The sequence below is a fragment of the Halomonas smyrnensis AAD6 genome (assembly GCF_000265245.1).
Taxonomy (GTDB): domain Bacteria; phylum Pseudomonadota; class Gammaproteobacteria; order Pseudomonadales; family Halomonadaceae; genus Halomonas; species Halomonas smyrnensis.
In genome coordinates this window covers 231344-245388 of record NZ_AJKS02000006.1, presented here as the reverse complement: position 1 = coordinate 245388, position 14045 = coordinate 231344, and the positions used below count along the sequence as shown (strand labels likewise).

At 70.6% G+C, this 14045-nt stretch carries 17 protein-coding genes; 8 read left to right on the top strand and 9 right to left on the bottom strand.

Going from position 1 to position 14045, the window contains the following annotated elements:
• Together UYS_RS18685 and UYS_RS0209480 are read left to right on the top strand one after the other, a co-directional pair.
• A partial coding sequence (locus UYS_RS18685) for a hypothetical protein (protein WP_026068454.1) occupies positions 1-182 on the top strand: 182 nt, incomplete at its 5' end.
• 32 nt (positions 183-214) lie between these two features.
• Entirely contained in the window at positions 215-1681 is a 1467-nt protein-coding gene (locus UYS_RS0209480) for an aminoacyl-histidine dipeptidase (RefSeq protein ID WP_016855273.1), read from the top strand.
• Here UYS_RS0209480 and UYS_RS0209475 read toward each other — a convergent pair.
• Positions 1641-1985, bottom strand: a complete 345-nt coding sequence (locus UYS_RS0209475) for a hypothetical protein (protein ID WP_026068453.1) — start codon at positions 1983-1985, stop codon at positions 1641-1643. The two genes, UYS_RS0209480 and UYS_RS0209475, sit on opposite strands and share 41 nt — an antisense overlap.
• A 103-nt stretch (positions 1986-2088) precedes the next feature.
• On the opposite strand from UYS_RS0209475, the gene UYS_RS0209470 reads away from it, so the two are divergent.
• A complete protein-coding gene (locus tag UYS_RS0209470) occupies positions 2089-3486 on the top strand; it encodes a DNA recombination protein RmuC (protein ID WP_016855271.1) in 1398 nt (465 codons plus the stop codon).
• Positions 3487-3571: 85 nt separating this feature from the next.
• On the opposite strand, the gene UYS_RS0209465 is transcribed toward UYS_RS0209470, so the two are convergent.
• The gene (locus UYS_RS0209465; protein ID WP_016855270.1) at positions 3572-4045 is read right to left on the bottom strand and encodes a Dps family protein; all 474 of its coding nucleotides are present in this window, start codon (positions 4043-4045) and stop codon (positions 3572-3574) included.
• 181 nt (positions 4046-4226) lie between these two features.
• On the opposite strand from UYS_RS0209465, the gene UYS_RS0209460 reads away from it, so the two are divergent.
• On the top strand, positions 4227-4754 hold the full coding sequence (locus UYS_RS0209460) for a hypothetical protein (protein WP_016855269.1): 528 nt from the start codon (positions 4227-4229) through the stop codon (positions 4752-4754).
• Positions 4751-5158 (top strand): hypothetical protein, encoded by a 408-nt coding sequence (locus UYS_RS0209455; protein WP_156821586.1) that lies wholly within the window; start codon positions 4751-4753, stop codon positions 5156-5158. Before UYS_RS0209460 ends, UYS_RS0209455 begins: the two co-directional genes overlap by 4 nt.
• A 25-nt stretch (positions 5159-5183) precedes the next feature.
• Here UYS_RS0209455 and UYS_RS0209450 read toward each other — a convergent pair whose 3' ends face one another.
• Positions 5184-5615 carry an HIT domain-containing protein gene (locus UYS_RS0209450; RefSeq protein WP_016855267.1) on the bottom strand — a complete coding sequence of 144 codons (432 nt, stop codon included), beginning with the start codon at positions 5613-5615 and terminating at the stop codon, positions 5184-5186.
• 101 nt (positions 5616-5716) lie between these two features.
• Between UYS_RS0209450 and UYS_RS0209445 the strand changes: the two genes are divergently transcribed.
• Both UYS_RS0209445 and UYS_RS0209440 read left to right on the top strand, forming a co-directional pair.
• Positions 5717-6463 carry a sulfite exporter TauE/SafE family protein gene (locus UYS_RS0209445; RefSeq protein WP_016855266.1) on the top strand — a complete coding sequence of 249 codons (747 nt, stop codon included), beginning with the start codon at positions 5717-5719 and terminating at the stop codon, positions 6461-6463.
• Between the two features lie 80 nt (positions 6464-6543).
• Entirely contained in the window at positions 6544-6675 is a 132-nt protein-coding gene (locus UYS_RS0209440; RefSeq protein WP_016855265.1) for an entericidin A/B family lipoprotein, read from the top strand.
• Positions 6676-6687: 12 nt separating this feature from the next.
• Here UYS_RS0209440 and UYS_RS0209435 read toward each other — a convergent pair whose 3' ends face one another.
• The 6 genes from UYS_RS0209435 to UYS_RS0209410 all read right to left on the bottom strand — a co-directional run bounded on the left by UYS_RS0209435 (position 6688) and on the right by UYS_RS0209410 (position 13127).
• Positions 6688-7191 (bottom strand): acyl-CoA thioesterase, encoded by a 504-nt coding sequence (locus tag UYS_RS0209435; RefSeq protein WP_016855264.1) that lies wholly within the window; start codon positions 7189-7191, stop codon positions 6688-6690.
• Positions 7192-7399: 208 nt separating this feature from the next.
• Positions 7400-8710 carry a short-chain fatty acid transporter gene (locus UYS_RS0209430; RefSeq protein ID WP_016855263.1) on the bottom strand — a complete coding sequence of 437 codons (1311 nt, stop codon included), beginning with the start codon at positions 8708-8710 and terminating at the stop codon, positions 7400-7402.
• A gap of 233 nt (positions 8711-8943) precedes the next feature.
• Positions 8944-10284 carry an MATE family efflux transporter gene (locus UYS_RS0209425; RefSeq protein WP_016855262.1) on the bottom strand — a complete coding sequence of 447 codons (1341 nt, stop codon included), beginning with the start codon at positions 10282-10284 and terminating at the stop codon, positions 8944-8946.
• 164 nt (positions 10285-10448) lie between these two features.
• Complete coding sequence (locus tag UYS_RS0209420; RefSeq protein ID WP_016855261.1) at positions 10449-10697, bottom strand: YfhL family 4Fe-4S dicluster ferredoxin; 249 nt, start codon at positions 10695-10697, stop codon at positions 10449-10451.
• Between the two features lie 58 nt (positions 10698-10755).
• Entirely contained in the window at positions 10756-11235 is a 480-nt protein-coding gene (gene coaD / locus UYS_RS0209415; protein ID WP_016855260.1) for a pantetheine-phosphate adenylyltransferase, read from the bottom strand.
• Complete coding sequence (locus UYS_RS0209410) at positions 11235-13127, bottom strand: beta-ketoacyl synthase (RefSeq protein WP_016855259.1); 1893 nt, start codon at positions 13125-13127, stop codon at positions 11235-11237. The genes coaD and UYS_RS0209410 overlap by 1 nt, the downstream gene beginning before the upstream one ends.
• Positions 13128-13355: 228 nt before the next feature.
• Here UYS_RS0209410 and trmB point away from each other — a divergent pair, with 228 nt between their 5' ends.
• A complete protein-coding gene (trmB, locus tag UYS_RS0209405; protein WP_016855258.1) occupies positions 13356-14045 on the top strand; it encodes a tRNA (guanine(46)-N(7))-methyltransferase TrmB in 690 nt (229 codons plus the stop codon).

The following is a 14045-nucleotide window of genomic DNA, read 5'->3' as shown; positions in this document are numbered from 1 at the left end:
CGGGGGGAGCGGACGACGACCTGGCGGCGCTCGCCGCCTGGGCCTTCCAGGGCCGCGACACGGCCTGGCTGGCCACGCGGCTGGGGCTCGCCGGCGGCAAGGCGGTGGACGCCTGGCGCCGCGAGCAGGTGGCGCGCCGGCTGGCCGGGCCGACGCTTTCCTCGGGCCGGGGCGAGGGGTAGAGTGCCCGGGTCAACGTCGATACAGAAGCACCATGAACGCACATCTCGAGCAGCTCTCGCCGCAGCCCCTGTGGCGCCACTTCCGCACCCTGTGCAACACGCCGCGCCCCTCCGGCCACGAGGCCGCGCTGGTGGCCCTCCTCGAGGCCTGGGCCGACCAGCGCGGCCTGGCCCACGACCGCGACGCCTACGGCAACCTGCGCCTGCGCAAGCCGGCCAGCCCCGGCCATGAAGGCGCGCCGGGCATCGTGCTGCAGGGGCACCTGGACATGGTCGCCCAGGCCAACGCCGATCATCCCCACGACTTCACCCGCGACCCCATCGACACCCTTGTGGAGGACGGCTGGCTGCACGCCCGTCACACCACCCTGGGCGCCGACAACGGCCTCGGGGTGGCGGCGGCGCTGGCGGTGCTCGAGGACGACACCCTGACCCACGGCCCGCTGGAGGCGCTGTTCACCCTCGAGGAGGAATCCTCCATGGGCGGCGCGCTGAACCTGGCCGAGGGCTGGCTGGACGGCCGGCTGCTGCTCAACCTGGACTCCGAGGACCGCGGCCAGGTCTACATCGGCTGCGCCGGCGGGGCCGACGTGATGGTCGATGCCCAGCTGCCGACCTCGGCGCTGCGCGACGAGGAGGTCGCGCTGCGGCTGTCGCTGACCGGCCTGCGCGGCGGCCACTCCGGGATCGATATCGACAAGGGCCGCGGCAACGCCAACCGCCTGCTGATGCGGGTGCTGCGCGAGCTGGAATCGCTCGACGCGCGGCTGGTCGACTATCGCGGCGGCACCCTGCGCAACGCCCTGCCGCGGGAGGCCTTCGCCACCCTGGCGCTGCCCGCCGACGCCGCCGAGGCCGCCCGCGAGCGGCTGCCGACCCTGGAGGCCCGCCTGCGCGACGAGCTGGCCGGGGCCGACGATGGCCTGGCGCTCTCGCTCGAGCGCGTGTCGGCCCCCGAGGGCGAGGCGCTCACCCGCGACGCCAGCCGGCTGCTGGTGGCCGCGCTGCACGCCGCGCCCTGCGGCGTCGAGCGCATGAGCGTGGCCGTGCCCGGGGTGGTGGAGACCTCCAACAACCTGGGCGTGGTGTCGCTGGAGGCGGGTCGCTTCCATCTCTGCGCCCTGGTGCGCTCGCTGCGCGACAGCGCGGTCCTGGATCTGGCCGACCGTTTCCGCGCGCTGTTCGACCTGATCGGCGCCCGCACCCGGGTCGAGAACGCCTATCCCGGCTGGACGCCGGACCCCGAGAGCCCGCTGCTGGCCCGCTTCCGCGCGCTGCACGCCGCGCGGCTGGGCGTCGACCCCGAGGCCAAGGTGATCCATGCCGGCCTGGAGTGCGGCATCCTCGGCGCCAAGTACCCGGACATGGCGATGATCTCCTTCGGCCCGCTGATCCGCGGCGCCCACTCGCCGGACGAGCGGGTCGAGCTGGCCTCGGTGGAGGAGTTCTGGGGGCTGCTCAGGTCCCTGATCGAGGATCTGGCGGCGGAGACCGCCTGAGAGGCGCACGGGACCGGCGTCGATGGCGCTCCAGCTCGATGCGCGGCGCGACGATGATCCACTGCGTCGCGCGACCATGCCGCCGAGGCTCGGCCTCTCGCGGATGGGTGCGATAGCGGCCCGGCACTTCCCGGTCGTCCGGGCCGTTGCCGTAGACGGCGGGGCCGTGCTGATGCGTCCCGCCGGTGCCGTAGGCCACGGGCCCGTGGCGGAGGTCGTCCGCCATGGCCGGCGTCGGCAGCGCGAGCGGCAGCAGGAGCGGCGGCAGTAGCGAGGCGATCAGGGCGGTCGTCGGGCGGCGCATCGAAGCCTCCTCGTCGGGTGAGCGGTGTTCCCAGTATAGTGACGGCGATATCGCCGCGCGGGAGCGTGCGGCGCTCGCGACGGGCGTGATCAGGGAGGGCAGCATGCTCGATGAGATGGCGGGAACCGGCGGCGCGATGATCGCCCTCGGCGCGCTGGCGCTGCTGGCCGTGGGCTGGGGGCTCGCCCAGCGGCGCCGGCTGGCCGACGCCTACCGTGGACTGTCCGAGACGCGTGACGAACTGGCCGAGCGCCGGGACGCCGCCGCGCGGCTGGAGCAGGAGCTCACTCAGAGCGACGCCCAGCTCGACGGCTGCCGCGAGCGCCTCGACGGCCTCGAGGCGGCGCTCGCCGATGCCCGCGACCGGCTGGCCGAGCAGCGCGAGCGTTCGGCCCGGCTGGAGGCGGAGCGCGAGCAGACGACGCTGCGCCACCGCGAGCAGCTGGCGCTGCTGGAGGAGGCGCGCGAGCGGCTCAAGGACGAGTTCCACCAGCTCGCCGGCAGGGTCTTCGAGGAGCGTCAGCAGGCCTACAGCGCCCAGAGCCGCGAGAGCCTGGAGGCCTTGCTCCAGCCGTTCCGCGAGCAGGTCGAGCAGTTCCGCCAGCGGGTCGAGACGCTGCACGGCCAGGAGCAGCGCGAGCGCGGCTCGCTCAAGGCCCAGCTCGACCAGCTGGCCGGGCTCAATGCGCGGCTCGGCGACGAGGCGGCCACGCTTGCCCGGGCGCTCAAGGGCGATCAGAAGGCCCAGGGCAACTGGGGCGAGCTGATCCTCGAGACGGTGCTGGAGCGCAGCGGCCTGCGCCGCGACGTCGAATACCGCCGCGAGGTGTCGATCGACGGCGAGGACGGCCGGCAGCGCCCCGATGCCATCATCTACCTGCCCGAGTCGCGCCACCTGATCGTCGATGCCAAGGTCTCGCTGGTGGCCTGGAACCGGGTGGTCAACGCCGAGCACGAGGCCGAGCGCGAGGCGGCCATGGGCGATCACCTGCGCTCGCTGCGCGCCCACGTGCGCGGGCTCGCGGCCAAGGACTATCCGGCCCTGCCGGGGCTGCACTCGCCGGACTTCGTGTTCCTGTTCGTGGCGGTGGAGCCGGCCTTCGCGGCCGCCTTCGAGCGCGATCCGACGCTGTTCCAGGAGGCCTTCGACCGCCAGGTGGTGATGGTCACGCCGACCACGCTGCTGGCCAGCCTGCGCACCGTGGCCGGGCTGTGGAGCCTGGAGCGCCAGAACGAGAACGCGCGGCTGATCGGCGAGCGCGCCGAGCGGCTGCTGACCAAGTTCTCAGGCCTGGTGGAGAGCCTGCAGGAGGTGGGGCGCCACCTGGAACGCGCCGGCGACAGCCATCGCCGCGCGGTCAACCGGCTCTCCGAGGGCCAGGGCAGCCTGGTGGCTCAGGCTCGCGAGCTGGAGCGGCTGGGCGTGCGCATGAAGAAGCCGCTGCCCGACGAGCTGGTGCGCGCCGCCGAGGGTGATGTACAGGACGACGAGCCTTCCTGATGCCTGCCTGCCCAACGCGAGACGCCGCCCCGTGGGGCGGCGTCTCGTGGCGAGGGCGCGTCTGCGGGATCAACCCAGATAGGTTTTAGCCTAGATAGGCGTTGAGCATCCAGACGGTCTTTTCCTGTTCGCGGATGTAGTCGCCGACCTGGGCGGCGGTGCCCTCGTCGTCGGCGTCGGAGGCCAGGGAGAGGATCTCGCGCTGCAGCTCGAGCATCTGCTGGTAGCCCTGAAGCACGCCACGCACGCAGGACTGGCCGTCGTGAATGTCCTTGTCTTCCTCGATGCTGGCGATCTTGAAGTAGTCGCTGTAGGCGTGCACCGGGGTGTGGCCCAGGGTCAGGATGCGCTCGGCGACCTCGTCGACCTTGGTCAGCAGGTCGGTGTAGAGCTCCTCGAACTTTTCGTGCAGCTGGAAGAACTGCTGGCCCTTCACGTTCCAGTGGTAGCCGCGCACGTTCATGTAGAAGATCTGATAGTTGGCCAGCAGGACGTTGAGTCGCTCGGCGAGCTGGCTGGCGCTGCCTTCGTGCAGGCCGATGCTGTTGGTGTCGCTCATGTAGATGCCTCCTTGATCTCTGGACTGCCGGTGTATGCCGGCAGTGTATGTGAGCAGAGCATGGGGGATAAGCTAATTGACTGCATCACCATCATAGCCCTGCTCCATCATATCGAGGCGTCGTCGCCGTCTTTCAAGGGGCGCGCTGCTAGACTCCAGGCAGATCGAGGAGAAATCGCGCATGTGGCGTCCATGGGGAATCATCCTGCTCGCGGGGCTGGCCGGCTGTCAGGCGCTGCCGTCGCAGCTGCCGGTGGCCGAGCCGCCGCCCGCCGAGGCGTGCCACTGGCCGCGCGGCGACGACGTGCCGCCGATCACCCTGGCCGGCGCGGTGGCGGCGCTGGAGGACGACGACTTCCTGATCCGCCACACCGAGACCACGCTGGGGCTGGTCAGCGCCGAGCGCTCCCGGCGCACCTTGTTCCACGGCGTCCCCGAGCCGGACATCTTCCTGCTGGGCGCGTCCCGCGGTGGCGGCGGCCACGGGGTGCTGATCGGCGGCGGCGTGGGCTTCGGCCTGCTCGACGACGAGGCCACCGAGATCGAGCGGGTCTCGGTGGTCATCGGCGAGACGACGGTGCGGGTGACCCGGGACATCCGCCTGTTCGACTGGCGGGGCGAGCCACGCCGTTCGCGCACCGCCAGCGACGACGCCTTCTGCCGCGGGCTGCGCGAGGCGATGCGCCGTCAGTCGGGAGAGGCCTCATGAGACGTTCGGGCGTGATGCGGGCGGCGCTGCTGGCGCTGGGGCTGATACTCGGGGCAGGACCGGGGCTGAGCGGATGCGCGGCGACGCCGTCGCCGGCCGTGCCCGCCACCCGCACGCTCGCGGTGGCGCCGGCCTCGGCGCTTGCGGCCTCGATTTCGATGCTGATGGAGCGCGGCTACGTGATTCGCCACGCCGACGCCGAGCTGGGGCGCCTGGAGGCGGTGATCGCCCGCTGGCCCGGCTATCGCGTGCGGCTGGAGATCGAGGCGGCCGGCGGCGTGAACGGCGAGGCGAGCGTCGGCCGCAGCCGGCTGGCGATGACCGCCTGGCGCGGCGGCCGGCCGCTGCCGCCGTCACTGGTCGAGCCGCTGCTGACCGATCTGAACGCTCGCCTCGAGCGCTAGCACCTCGATCGTCAGGGGCCCGGCCTTACGCGCCGCGCAGCTCGTCGAGGCCGTCGACGATCGCCAGCAGGCGGTCGCGCATCGCCGCCAGGCCGTCGAGATCGTAGGGCTCGGCCTGGCCCTGCCCCCAGACCGGCCCCGGCCAGGCGTCGTCGCCCTCGCGGCGCAGCACCAGGTGCAGATGCAGCTGCGGCACCATGTTGCCGAGGGTGGCGATGTTGAGCTTGTCGCCGCCGAGGGTCTCCTTGAGGGCGCGACCGAGCAGGCCGGCCTCGCGCCACAGCTGCTGCTGGTCGTCCTCGCTCATGTCGAACACCTCGACCGCGCCGGTCCGGCGCGGGATCAGCACCAGCCAGGGGTAGCGGGTATCGTCCATCAGCCGCAGCTGGCACAGCGGCAGCTCGGTGACCGGGTGGGTGTCCTCGATCAGGCGGGGATCCAGCGTGACGTCCGTCATGGGGGCTCCTGGGGGCGTTCGGGGGCGTGAAGGCGCTATGATGGCACAGCGCGGCGCCCGGCGATGCCCCGGGCGCGTCACCGACCGGAAGGGATGCCATCATGACGCCACTCGAGCTCCTGGCCCTGTTCGCCATCGGCGGGCTGGCCGGCTTCATCAACGTGCTGTCGGCGGGGGGCTCGATGCTCACCCTGCCGCTGCTGATCTTCCTGGGGCTGCCGCCCCAGGCCGCCAACGGCACCAACCGGGTGTCGGTCGCCCTGCAGAGCGTGTCGGCGGTGGCCAACTTCTTCCGCGCCGGCGCCCATCACCTGGGCCTGAGCCTGCGCCTGGCGGTGCCGGCGATGCTGGGCGCCCTGCTCGGGGCGCGCCTGGCGCTGGACGTGAGCGACGCCCTGTTCGAGACCGTGCTGGTGGTGGTCATGGCGCTGTCGGCGCTGCTGATGCTGCTGCCGCAGCCGACGCTCGAGACCCGGCCGCTGACGCCGGAGCGGCTCACGCCGGCGATCTATCTGGCGATGTTCGCCATCGGCGTCTACGGCGGCTTCATCCAGGTCGGGGTCGGCATCCTGTTCATCGTGGTGCTCTACCGCCTGCTGAAGATCGACCTGGCCCAGGTGAACGTCTTCAAGGTGCTGATCGTGCTGGTCTACACCCTGCCGGCGCTGGCCGTGTTCGTGTTCGAGGGGCAGGTGCGCTGGGGCTACGGCCTGGCGCTGGCCGCCGGCAGCATGACCGGCGCCTGGCTGGCGGTGAAGGTCAACATGAGCCCCAGAGGAGCGCTGTGGGTGAAGTGGCTGACTGTGGCGGTGATCGTGGCGATCATGCTGCGGCTGCTGTTGACCTGACGGGGGGTGGCTCAACGCATCGAGTTTGCTAGATTGAATCGGCACAGACGGTTTTCACGACTCACTCCCAAGGAGCTCACATGAAACGGACCCTTCTGCTGTCGATCGCCGCGCTCTTCACCCTGTCCCTGCTCGCCGGCTGCAACACCGTGCGCGGCGTGGGCCAGGACATCGAGCAGGGCGGCGAGGCCATTCAGCAATCCTCTGAGTAAGCCCTCCAGGCATCAGCCGGCGCCGTGCTCGACCTGGGCACGGCGCTCCTCCTCCTCGGCCTGCTTGCGCCGCTTCTTGCGCATCTCGGCCTTCTCGAAGCGCAGCCTCTGGATATCGGTCTCGAGTGCCAGTTCCGGCACTCGGGCCGGCTTGCCGTGCTCGTTCACCGCCACCATGGTCAGGTAGCAGCTGTTGGTGTGGCGGATCAGCTTGTTCTGGATGTCCTCGGCGACCACCTTGATGCCGATCTCCATGGAGGAGCGCCCCACGTGATTGACGCTGGCCAGGAAGGTCACCAGCTCGCCGACGTGGATCGGCTGCTTGAACAGCACCTGGTCCACCGACAGGGTCACCACGTAGTGGCCGGAGAAGCGGCTGGCGCAGGCGTAGGCCACCTCGTCGAGCTTCTTGAGGATGGCGCCGCCGTGGACCTTGCCGCTGAAGTTGGCCATGTCGGGGGTCATCAGCACGGTCATGGTCAGCTCGTGCTGGCCGGAAAGGGCGTGTTCGTCCATCGAGAGGGGATCCTTGAGGCGATTGTCCCCATAGCATAACGCCTTGCCCCCGCGATGGGGACAAGGCGTCGATAGCGCTATGGGTCGGGCTTATCCGGCGACAGGTCTACGAGGGGCGCTGTAAACCCATCCCTGGGCGCTAACTTTTGCCATCCTTGGCAAAAACCCCCTCTTCGAGCTGTCCCCAGCGCCCTTCTCCCTGCCAGGTCTAGAGGAAGGTCAGTCCGAGGGCGATGATGATGCCGGTCAGCAGCAGCTGGACCAGGCAGAAGCCCATGATGTCCTTGGCCTTGAGGCCGGCGATGCCGAGCACCGGCAGGGCCCAGAACGGCTGCAGCAGGTTGGTCCAGGCGTCGCCCCAGGCCACGGCCATGGCGACCCGCGGCACGTCGACGCCCAGCGCCTCGGCGGCCGGCAGCATCACCGGCGCCTGCACCGCCCACTGGCCGCCGCCGGAGGGCACGAAGATGTTGACGATGCCGGCGCTGATGAAGGTCCAGAACGGCAACGTGGTCTCGGTGGCCAGCGAGACCAGCGCCTGGGACAGCGTCTCGGCCAGCCCCGACTGCACCATGATCGCCATGATGCCGGCGTAGAAGGGGAACTGGATGACGATGCCGGCGCCGCCCTTGATCGCCTCCTGCAGGCTCTCGAGCAGGCTGCGCGGGGTGCGATGCAGCACGATGGCCAGGAACAGGAACAGGAAGTTGACCACGTTCAGGTTGAGCCCGCCGCCCTGCAGCACGAAGTGGTCGACCAGGAACAGGAGCCCGGGAATGCCGACCAGCCAGGCCAGGGTCATGCTGTTCTCGAGGCGCTCCGCCGGGCGGCTGATGCGCACGCGCTGGTCGTCGTCGTCCTCGAGCAGGCTCGGGTCGATGAACACGCTGTCCTTCTCGTCGGGCAGCATCATGCGGTTGAACAGCGGCACGGCGACGAACAGCGCCAGCACGATCGCCAGGTTGAACAGCGAGAAGATGGTCTCGGAGGTGCCGATCACGCCGATCTGCTCGACGCTGAAGTGGCCCTCGGTGGCGATGGTCAGCGGCACCGAGCCGGCCAGGCCGCCGTGCCAGACGACGAAGCCCGAGTAGGCGCTGGCCACCAGCAGCCGATAGTCGACGCGGATCTGCTTGGCGAGCTCCTTGGCGAACAGCGCGCCGACCACCAGGCCGAAGCCCCAGTTGATCCAGCTGGCCGCCAGCGACACCAGGGTGACCAGCACGATGGCCGCGCCGGCGTTCCTGGCCAGGCCGGCCAGGCGCCGCAGCAGCCGCTTCACGGGCGGCGAGCTGGCCAGCATGAAGCCGGTGACCAGCACCAGCAGCATCTGCATGGAGAAGGTCAGCAGGTTCCAGAAGCCGTCGCCCCAGAAGCGCAGCACCGCCAGCGGCGTCTGGCGTTCCACGGCGATCGCCGCCGCCGCGGCGATCACGGTCAGCAGCAGCACGAAGATGTAGGGGTCGGGCAGGTAGCGTTCGACCAGCTTCACGGCCGGACGCGAGATTACCTTCAGCATGATGACATTACCTTGTTCGCGGATGAAAAGCCGGATAGCGGCAGTGACGGCAAGCCTCGGGCCAATTGATGCCAGCGTAAAGGTGAAATGTAGCCAAAGCCGACGAATGTCTAAGTTTTTCCGCCCGACGAACGCGACAGGTTATCGCCCGACCGGCGCATGTGGCGGTAGTGGCGCTCGAGGTGGAAGGCGGCAATCGTCCCCCGAGCGCACCGCGCCGAACCGGGAAAGGGTCAAGCGTCGGAGCCCGACCAGCGCGTGCGGCGGTAGTGAAGGTAATAGGCGATCAGCACCCCCGAGCGCACCGCGGTGAACAGGCTGAAGGCCAGCCACAGGCCGTGATTGCCGAGGCCGCGGGTGAGCCACCAGACTGGCAGATAGACCGCCAGGGCGATGAAGATGCTGTTGCGCATCTCGCGGGTGGAGGTGGTGCCGATGAAGACGCCGTCCAGCAGGTAGCTCCACACCGCGATCAGCGGCATGGCGACCATCCACGGCAGGTACTCGCCGGCGGTGTCGCGCACCTCCGGCAGCCCGGTGAGCAGGGCGATCAGCCAGGGCCCGCCGAGGGCGAAGGCCAGGGCCGCTAGCCCGGCAGTAAGCAGCGAGAAGCGCGCCGCGGCGCGCACCGAGTCGCCGAACTCGTCCCAGCGGGAACGGCCCACCGCGCGGCCGGTCAGCGCCTCGGCGGCGTGGGCGAAGCCGTCCAGCCCGTAGGAGGTCAGCATGATGAACTGCAGCAGCACGGCGTTGGCCGCCAGCACGGTGTCGCCCTGGGCGGCGCCGCGGGAGGTGAAGAAGGCCATGGCGAACAGCAGCCCCAGGGTGCGCACGAACAGCTGGGCGTTGACCGCGAACAGCTCACGGTAGGCCGAGCGTCGCAGCAGCCGCGCGCGGCGAAAGCGTCCGCCGAGGCCCTCGAGCTGGTGCCACACCCGCCACAGGCCGAAGGCCAGCGCCGTGTAGTCGGCGATCACCGTGGCCCAGGCCACGCCGTCGCTGGTCATGCCCAGGCCGACCACGAACACCAGGTCGAGGACGATGTTGACGCCGTTGGTCAGCACCAGCAGCGCCAGGGTCACCCGCGAGTTCTGCTGGCCCAGGAACCAGCCGAGGATGGCGTAGTTGGCCAGCACCGCCGGCGCCGAGAGCAGCCGGATGCCGGCGTATTCCGCGGCGAGCCGGGTGGCCTCGGGGCTGCCGTCGAGCAGCCCGAGGCCGAGCGCGATCAGCGGGTCGCCGGCCAGGATCAGCACGCCGCCGATCAGCGCCGCCAGCAGCAGCGACTGGCCCAGCAGGGTCTTCACCGACTCGTCGTCCTCCCGCCCCGCCGCCTGGGAGGTCAGCCCGGTGGTGCCCATGCGCAAAAAGCCGAAGCCCCAGTAGAGGAAGCCGAACAGGGTGGCGCCGAGCGTCACCGCGGCCAGGTAGCGGGAGTCCGGCAGATGGCCGACCACGGCGGTGTCGACCAGGCCCAGCAGCGGAACGGTGATGTTGGAGAGGATGATCGGCCAGGCCAGGGCCCAGATGCGCTGGGAGGATCGGGCAGACGAGGCGGGGGCGGTCGCGGTCACGGTGGCTCCGGTCGGTGGCTGGAGGCGGGGAGCATGGCCGCTGGCATCGGGCGGTGCAAGCGGCCCGGCGTCGAGGGCCCGTCTACGCGACCTGAAAGCACGACGCCCCGCGCGAGGCGGGGCGTCGTGGGGGCTGTCGTCGCGGCGCCTGCGGCGGTGGCCGCTCAGGCGGCGGTGATGCGCTCGTACTTCGCCATCAGCTGGTCCTGGCTCTCCTTGCGCTCGGGGTCGAGCGGGATGCAGTCCACCGGGCAGACCTGCTGGCACTGGGGCTCGTCATAGTGGCCGACGCACTCGGTGCACAGGCCGGGGTCGATGACGTAGATCTCTTCCCCCGGCGAGATGGCGCCGTTGGGGCATTCGGGTTCGCAGACGTCGCAGTTGATGCACTCGTCGGTGATCATCAGGGCCATGGAGTACCTCACGAAAATCGCGGCCGGCGGGCTCGGGCATCATGCCCGAGTGCCATGGTCAGGTATTGTAATGCCGCTTCAGCGTTTCGGCGACCTCGGGATGCACGTGCTTCGAGACGTCGCCGCCGAGCCGCGCGATCTCGCGCACCAGGCTCGAGGAGATGTAGGAGTTCTCCACCTCGGGGGTCAGGAACACCGTCTCGAGCTCGGGCATCTGGGCGCGGTTCATGTTGGCCAGCTGCAGCTCGTACTCGAAGTCCGAGACCGCGCGCAGCCCGCGCAGCAGCACGCGGGCCTGCTGCTGCTTCATGAACTCGGTCATCAGCCCCGAGAAGCCCGTCACCTCGACGTTGTCGAGGCCCTCGATCACCTGGCGCGCCAGGGCGGTCCGGGTGTCGAGATCCAGCGTCGGCCCCTTGCCGGGGCTGGTGGCGATGGCCACCACGACCTTGTCGAACAGCCGCGAGGCGCGCTCGATCAGGTCGAAGTGGCCGTTGGTGATGGGATCGAAGGTGCCGGGGTAGACGGCGACGTTCATCACGCTTCTCCGTCGTCGAGGCGTCCGAAGGGGTTGTCCACGGCCAGCGAGACCGGCCTGGCGTAGCCCGGGATGCGAATGCTGTCAGCGCCGACCTCGAGTTCGGGGCCTTCCAGCACGCCCTCGCCGAAGCGGTAGCGGGGCTGGAAGCGGCCACGGTCGGCCTCGTGGCGGTAGGCGGCGGCGGCCTGGCGGGTGGCCTCGCGGCGGCTGCGCCATTCGCTCATCGCGGCCTCGCCGTGGCGGGCGGTCATCAGCCGCTCGGTGACGGCCGGCGACAGCACCACGCCGGTGGCGTTGTTGCCGCCGAAGCCCTTGGCGTTGACGAAGGCGGCGTCGGCCGCGAAGCGCAGCGGCTCGCGGAACAGTCGCAGGCGTTCGGCGTGCAGGTCCTCGGGCTGGCGGTCGTCCAGGGTCGGGATGCCCGGCAGCAGGTCGTGGGCGAAGCTGCCGAGCGCGCTGGCCAGCTGGTCGCCGGCGGCGCTGCCCTGGGAGTGGCCGACGAAGGCCTTGACCGCCACCACCGGCCAGTCCTCGATGCCGTGGGCCTGGGCGACCATGTCGAAGACGTGGGACTCGGTCTCGCGGTTCTTCGGCGTGCTGGTGCCGTGGGCGTGCAGGAAGGTGCGCTCGCGCAGGGCGGTCTCGCCGAGCATCTCGCGCACCAGCGAGGCGGCCTTGCCGAGGGTGATGTAGTTGCCGATGCCGGGGGCCGAGATCGAGCGCTTCCAGCCGTCGGCGTTGACGAACACGTCCGGCACGCTGCCGAGCACCTCGGCGCCGACCTCCAGCGCCAGGGCGTCGTCCATCAGCATCACGAACTGGCTGGACTCGCCCATGGTGAAGCCGCAGTTGCGGGCGAAGGGCCGGCAGGCGCGCTGGTAGTCCGGGTCGGTGAGCAGCTCCAGGGCGTCCAGCGCCTTGAGGCTCTCGTCGTCGGCCAGGGCGCCCATGGTGCGGAAGCCCTCGATGATCTCGGGGGTGATCGGCGCGTCGGCGGTGCCGACCATCACCACCCGGCGGCGGCCGGCGCGGATGTCGTCGACGCCCAGGCGCAGGTTGTAGAGGAAGCTGGCGCAGGCGCCGAGGGCCGCGCCGGTGCTGCCGACGCTGCCGAGCACATAGGCGTTGAGGAAGTCGGCCGGCATCTGGCCGTAGCCCAGCGGCATCTGCTTGGAGGTGGCGCGCTTGCCGTTGGCGAAGCTCTTGAGCAGCCCGCCCCAGCCGTCGTCGTCGAGCTGGCCGATGGAGTTGCCGGCGTAGACGGCGACCTGGTCGGGATCGAGCCGGTCATGCAGGGCATCCCAGGCCAGGCCGCTGTCGCCCAGGCAGTCGCTGGCGGCGAAGATCGCCATCGACAGGCCGCGCGGGTGGTGCACGCTGCGGTAGAGCTGGCCGGGTTCGAAGCCGGAAGGCAGCTGGCCGGCGGCGCGTACCTGGGCCGGACGGGTCTCGGGCAGCATCACGTCCATCTCGCCGGCCGGCACCGTCACTTCCAGGTGCTTGCGGTCGATCTCGCGGACCTGCCAGGTGGGCGGCAGGCTGTCCGGCAGCTGGCGACGGCGCACCCGGAAGGTCATCGGCGTCTCGAGGTCGAGGCTGGCGCGACGGTTGGCGGGCAGGCCCTCGGCGTTGAAGCGCGGGTCTTCGTTGCGACGGATCAGGGTATGGTCGAGCACGCGCTGGCGGGTCTGCTCGACGATGGCCGCGGCGTCGAGGGGGTTGCCGTCGGCGTCGTGCCAGGCATCGTCCGCCTGGGCGCTGGCCAGGCGCATCATGGCCGCCAGGCCTAGCAGGGTCTGGGCTTGGACGTCGTCGGGCAAGGCGTCGAGCACGGTGCGGCGAAACGCCTGATGTCCCGAGGCTCGGCCGGCGGGATTCACGCCACCCATGCCCACGATCACCGGTAAATGTGACAAGCCGGGTTCCTCGTAGTGCGGTTGATATATGGGCTGCTATTGTCCTTTTGGCCAAGGATCATAGCACCCGGCCCGGTGCGCCGTCATGCGGGGCATGGAGGGGTTTTCCACAGCCCCGCCGGCGGGGCTGGCGAGAGGCCCGCGGGCCGGCCCATGGCTGGTAGAATGCACGCCTTCCCAAGCCCCCGACCGATCACCGCCATGACCGAGCGTTCCCGCATCATCACCTCCAACCAGCCCGGCCCCCATCACGATCTGGCGCGCCGGGTCGAACGGGCCCTGACCCACCCGCTGCGCAAGCCGCTGGCCGACCATACCCGTGAGGCCTTCGCCGCGGCCGAGGCGTGGCGGGCGGCGCGCGGCGAGGCGCCGCTGATCCTCGACGCCTGCTGCGGCGTGGGGCTGTCGACGCGGCGGCTGGCCGAGGCCCATCCCGACTGCGTGGTGATCGGCGTGGACCGCAGCGCCGACCGGCTGTCCCGCGAGCACGGCGCGCCGCCCGACAACGCCCTGCTGGTGCGCGCCGATCTGGTGGACTTCTGGCGGCTGGCGCTGGCCGCCGGCTGGCGGCCGGTGCGCCACTACCTGCTGTATCCCAACCCCTATCCCAAGTCGACGCACCTCAAGATGCGCTGGCAGGGGCACCCGGTGTTCCCCGCCATCCTGGCGCTGGGCGGGCGGCTGGAGCTGCGCTCCAACTGGCGGCTCTACGTCGAGGAGTTCTCACTGGCCCTCGAGCAGGCGACCGGCGTCGCCGCGCCGGTGCAGGCGCACGACCCCGAGGGGGATTTCCTGACCCACTTCGAGCGCAAGTACCATCTCAGCGGCCAGCCGCTGTGGAAGATGGTCGCCGAGCTGCCGCATCGCCCGGGGCTGCTGCCGGTCGAGTGA

Bases quoted from the DNA above. Each gene is read 5' to 3' on its own strand.
- UYS_RS0209480 (WP_016855273.1), top strand. From the start codon at position 215: ATGAACGCACATCTCGAGCAGCTCTCGCCGCAGCCCCTGTGGCGCCAC.
- UYS_RS0209475 (WP_026068453.1), bottom strand. From the start codon at position 1,985: ATGCGCCGCCCGACGACCGCCCTGATCGCCTCGCTACTGCCGCCGCTC.
- UYS_RS0209470 (WP_016855271.1), top strand. From the start codon at position 2,089: ATGCTCGATGAGATGGCGGGAACCGGCGGCGCGATGATCGCCCTCGGC.
- UYS_RS0209465 (WP_016855270.1), bottom strand. From the start codon at position 4,045: ATGAGCGACACCAACAGCATCGGCCTGCACGAAGGCAGCGCCAGCCAG.
- UYS_RS0209460 (WP_016855269.1), top strand. From the start codon at position 4,227: ATGTGGCGTCCATGGGGAATCATCCTGCTCGCGGGGCTGGCCGGCTGT.
- UYS_RS0209455 (WP_156821586.1), top strand. From the start codon at position 4,751: ATGAGACGTTCGGGCGTGATGCGGGCGGCGCTGCTGGCGCTGGGGCTG.
- UYS_RS0209450 (WP_016855267.1), bottom strand. From the start codon at position 5,615: ATGACGGACGTCACGCTGGATCCCCGCCTGATCGAGGACACCCACCCG.
- UYS_RS0209445 (WP_016855266.1), top strand. From the start codon at position 5,717: ATGACGCCACTCGAGCTCCTGGCCCTGTTCGCCATCGGCGGGCTGGCC.
- UYS_RS0209440 (WP_016855265.1), top strand. From the start codon at position 6,544: ATGAAACGGACCCTTCTGCTGTCGATCGCCGCGCTCTTCACCCTGTCC.
- UYS_RS0209435 (WP_016855264.1), bottom strand. From the start codon at position 7,191: ATGGACGAACACGCCCTTTCCGGCCAGCACGAGCTGACCATGACCGTG.
- UYS_RS0209430 (WP_016855263.1), bottom strand. From the start codon at position 8,710: ATGCTGAAGGTAATCTCGCGTCCGGCCGTGAAGCTGGTCGAACGCTAC.
- UYS_RS0209420 (WP_016855261.1), bottom strand. From the start codon at position 10,697: ATGGCCCTGATGATCACCGACGAGTGCATCAACTGCGACGTCTGCGAA.
- coaD (WP_016855260.1), bottom strand. From the start codon at position 11,235: ATGAACGTCGCCGTCTACCCCGGCACCTTCGATCCCATCACCAACGGC.
- UYS_RS0209410 (WP_016855259.1), bottom strand. From the start codon at position 13,127: ATGGGTGGCGTGAATCCCGCCGGCCGAGCCTCGGGACATCAGGCGTTT.
- trmB (WP_016855258.1), top strand. From the start codon at position 13,356: ATGACCGAGCGTTCCCGCATCATCACCTCCAACCAGCCCGGCCCCCAT.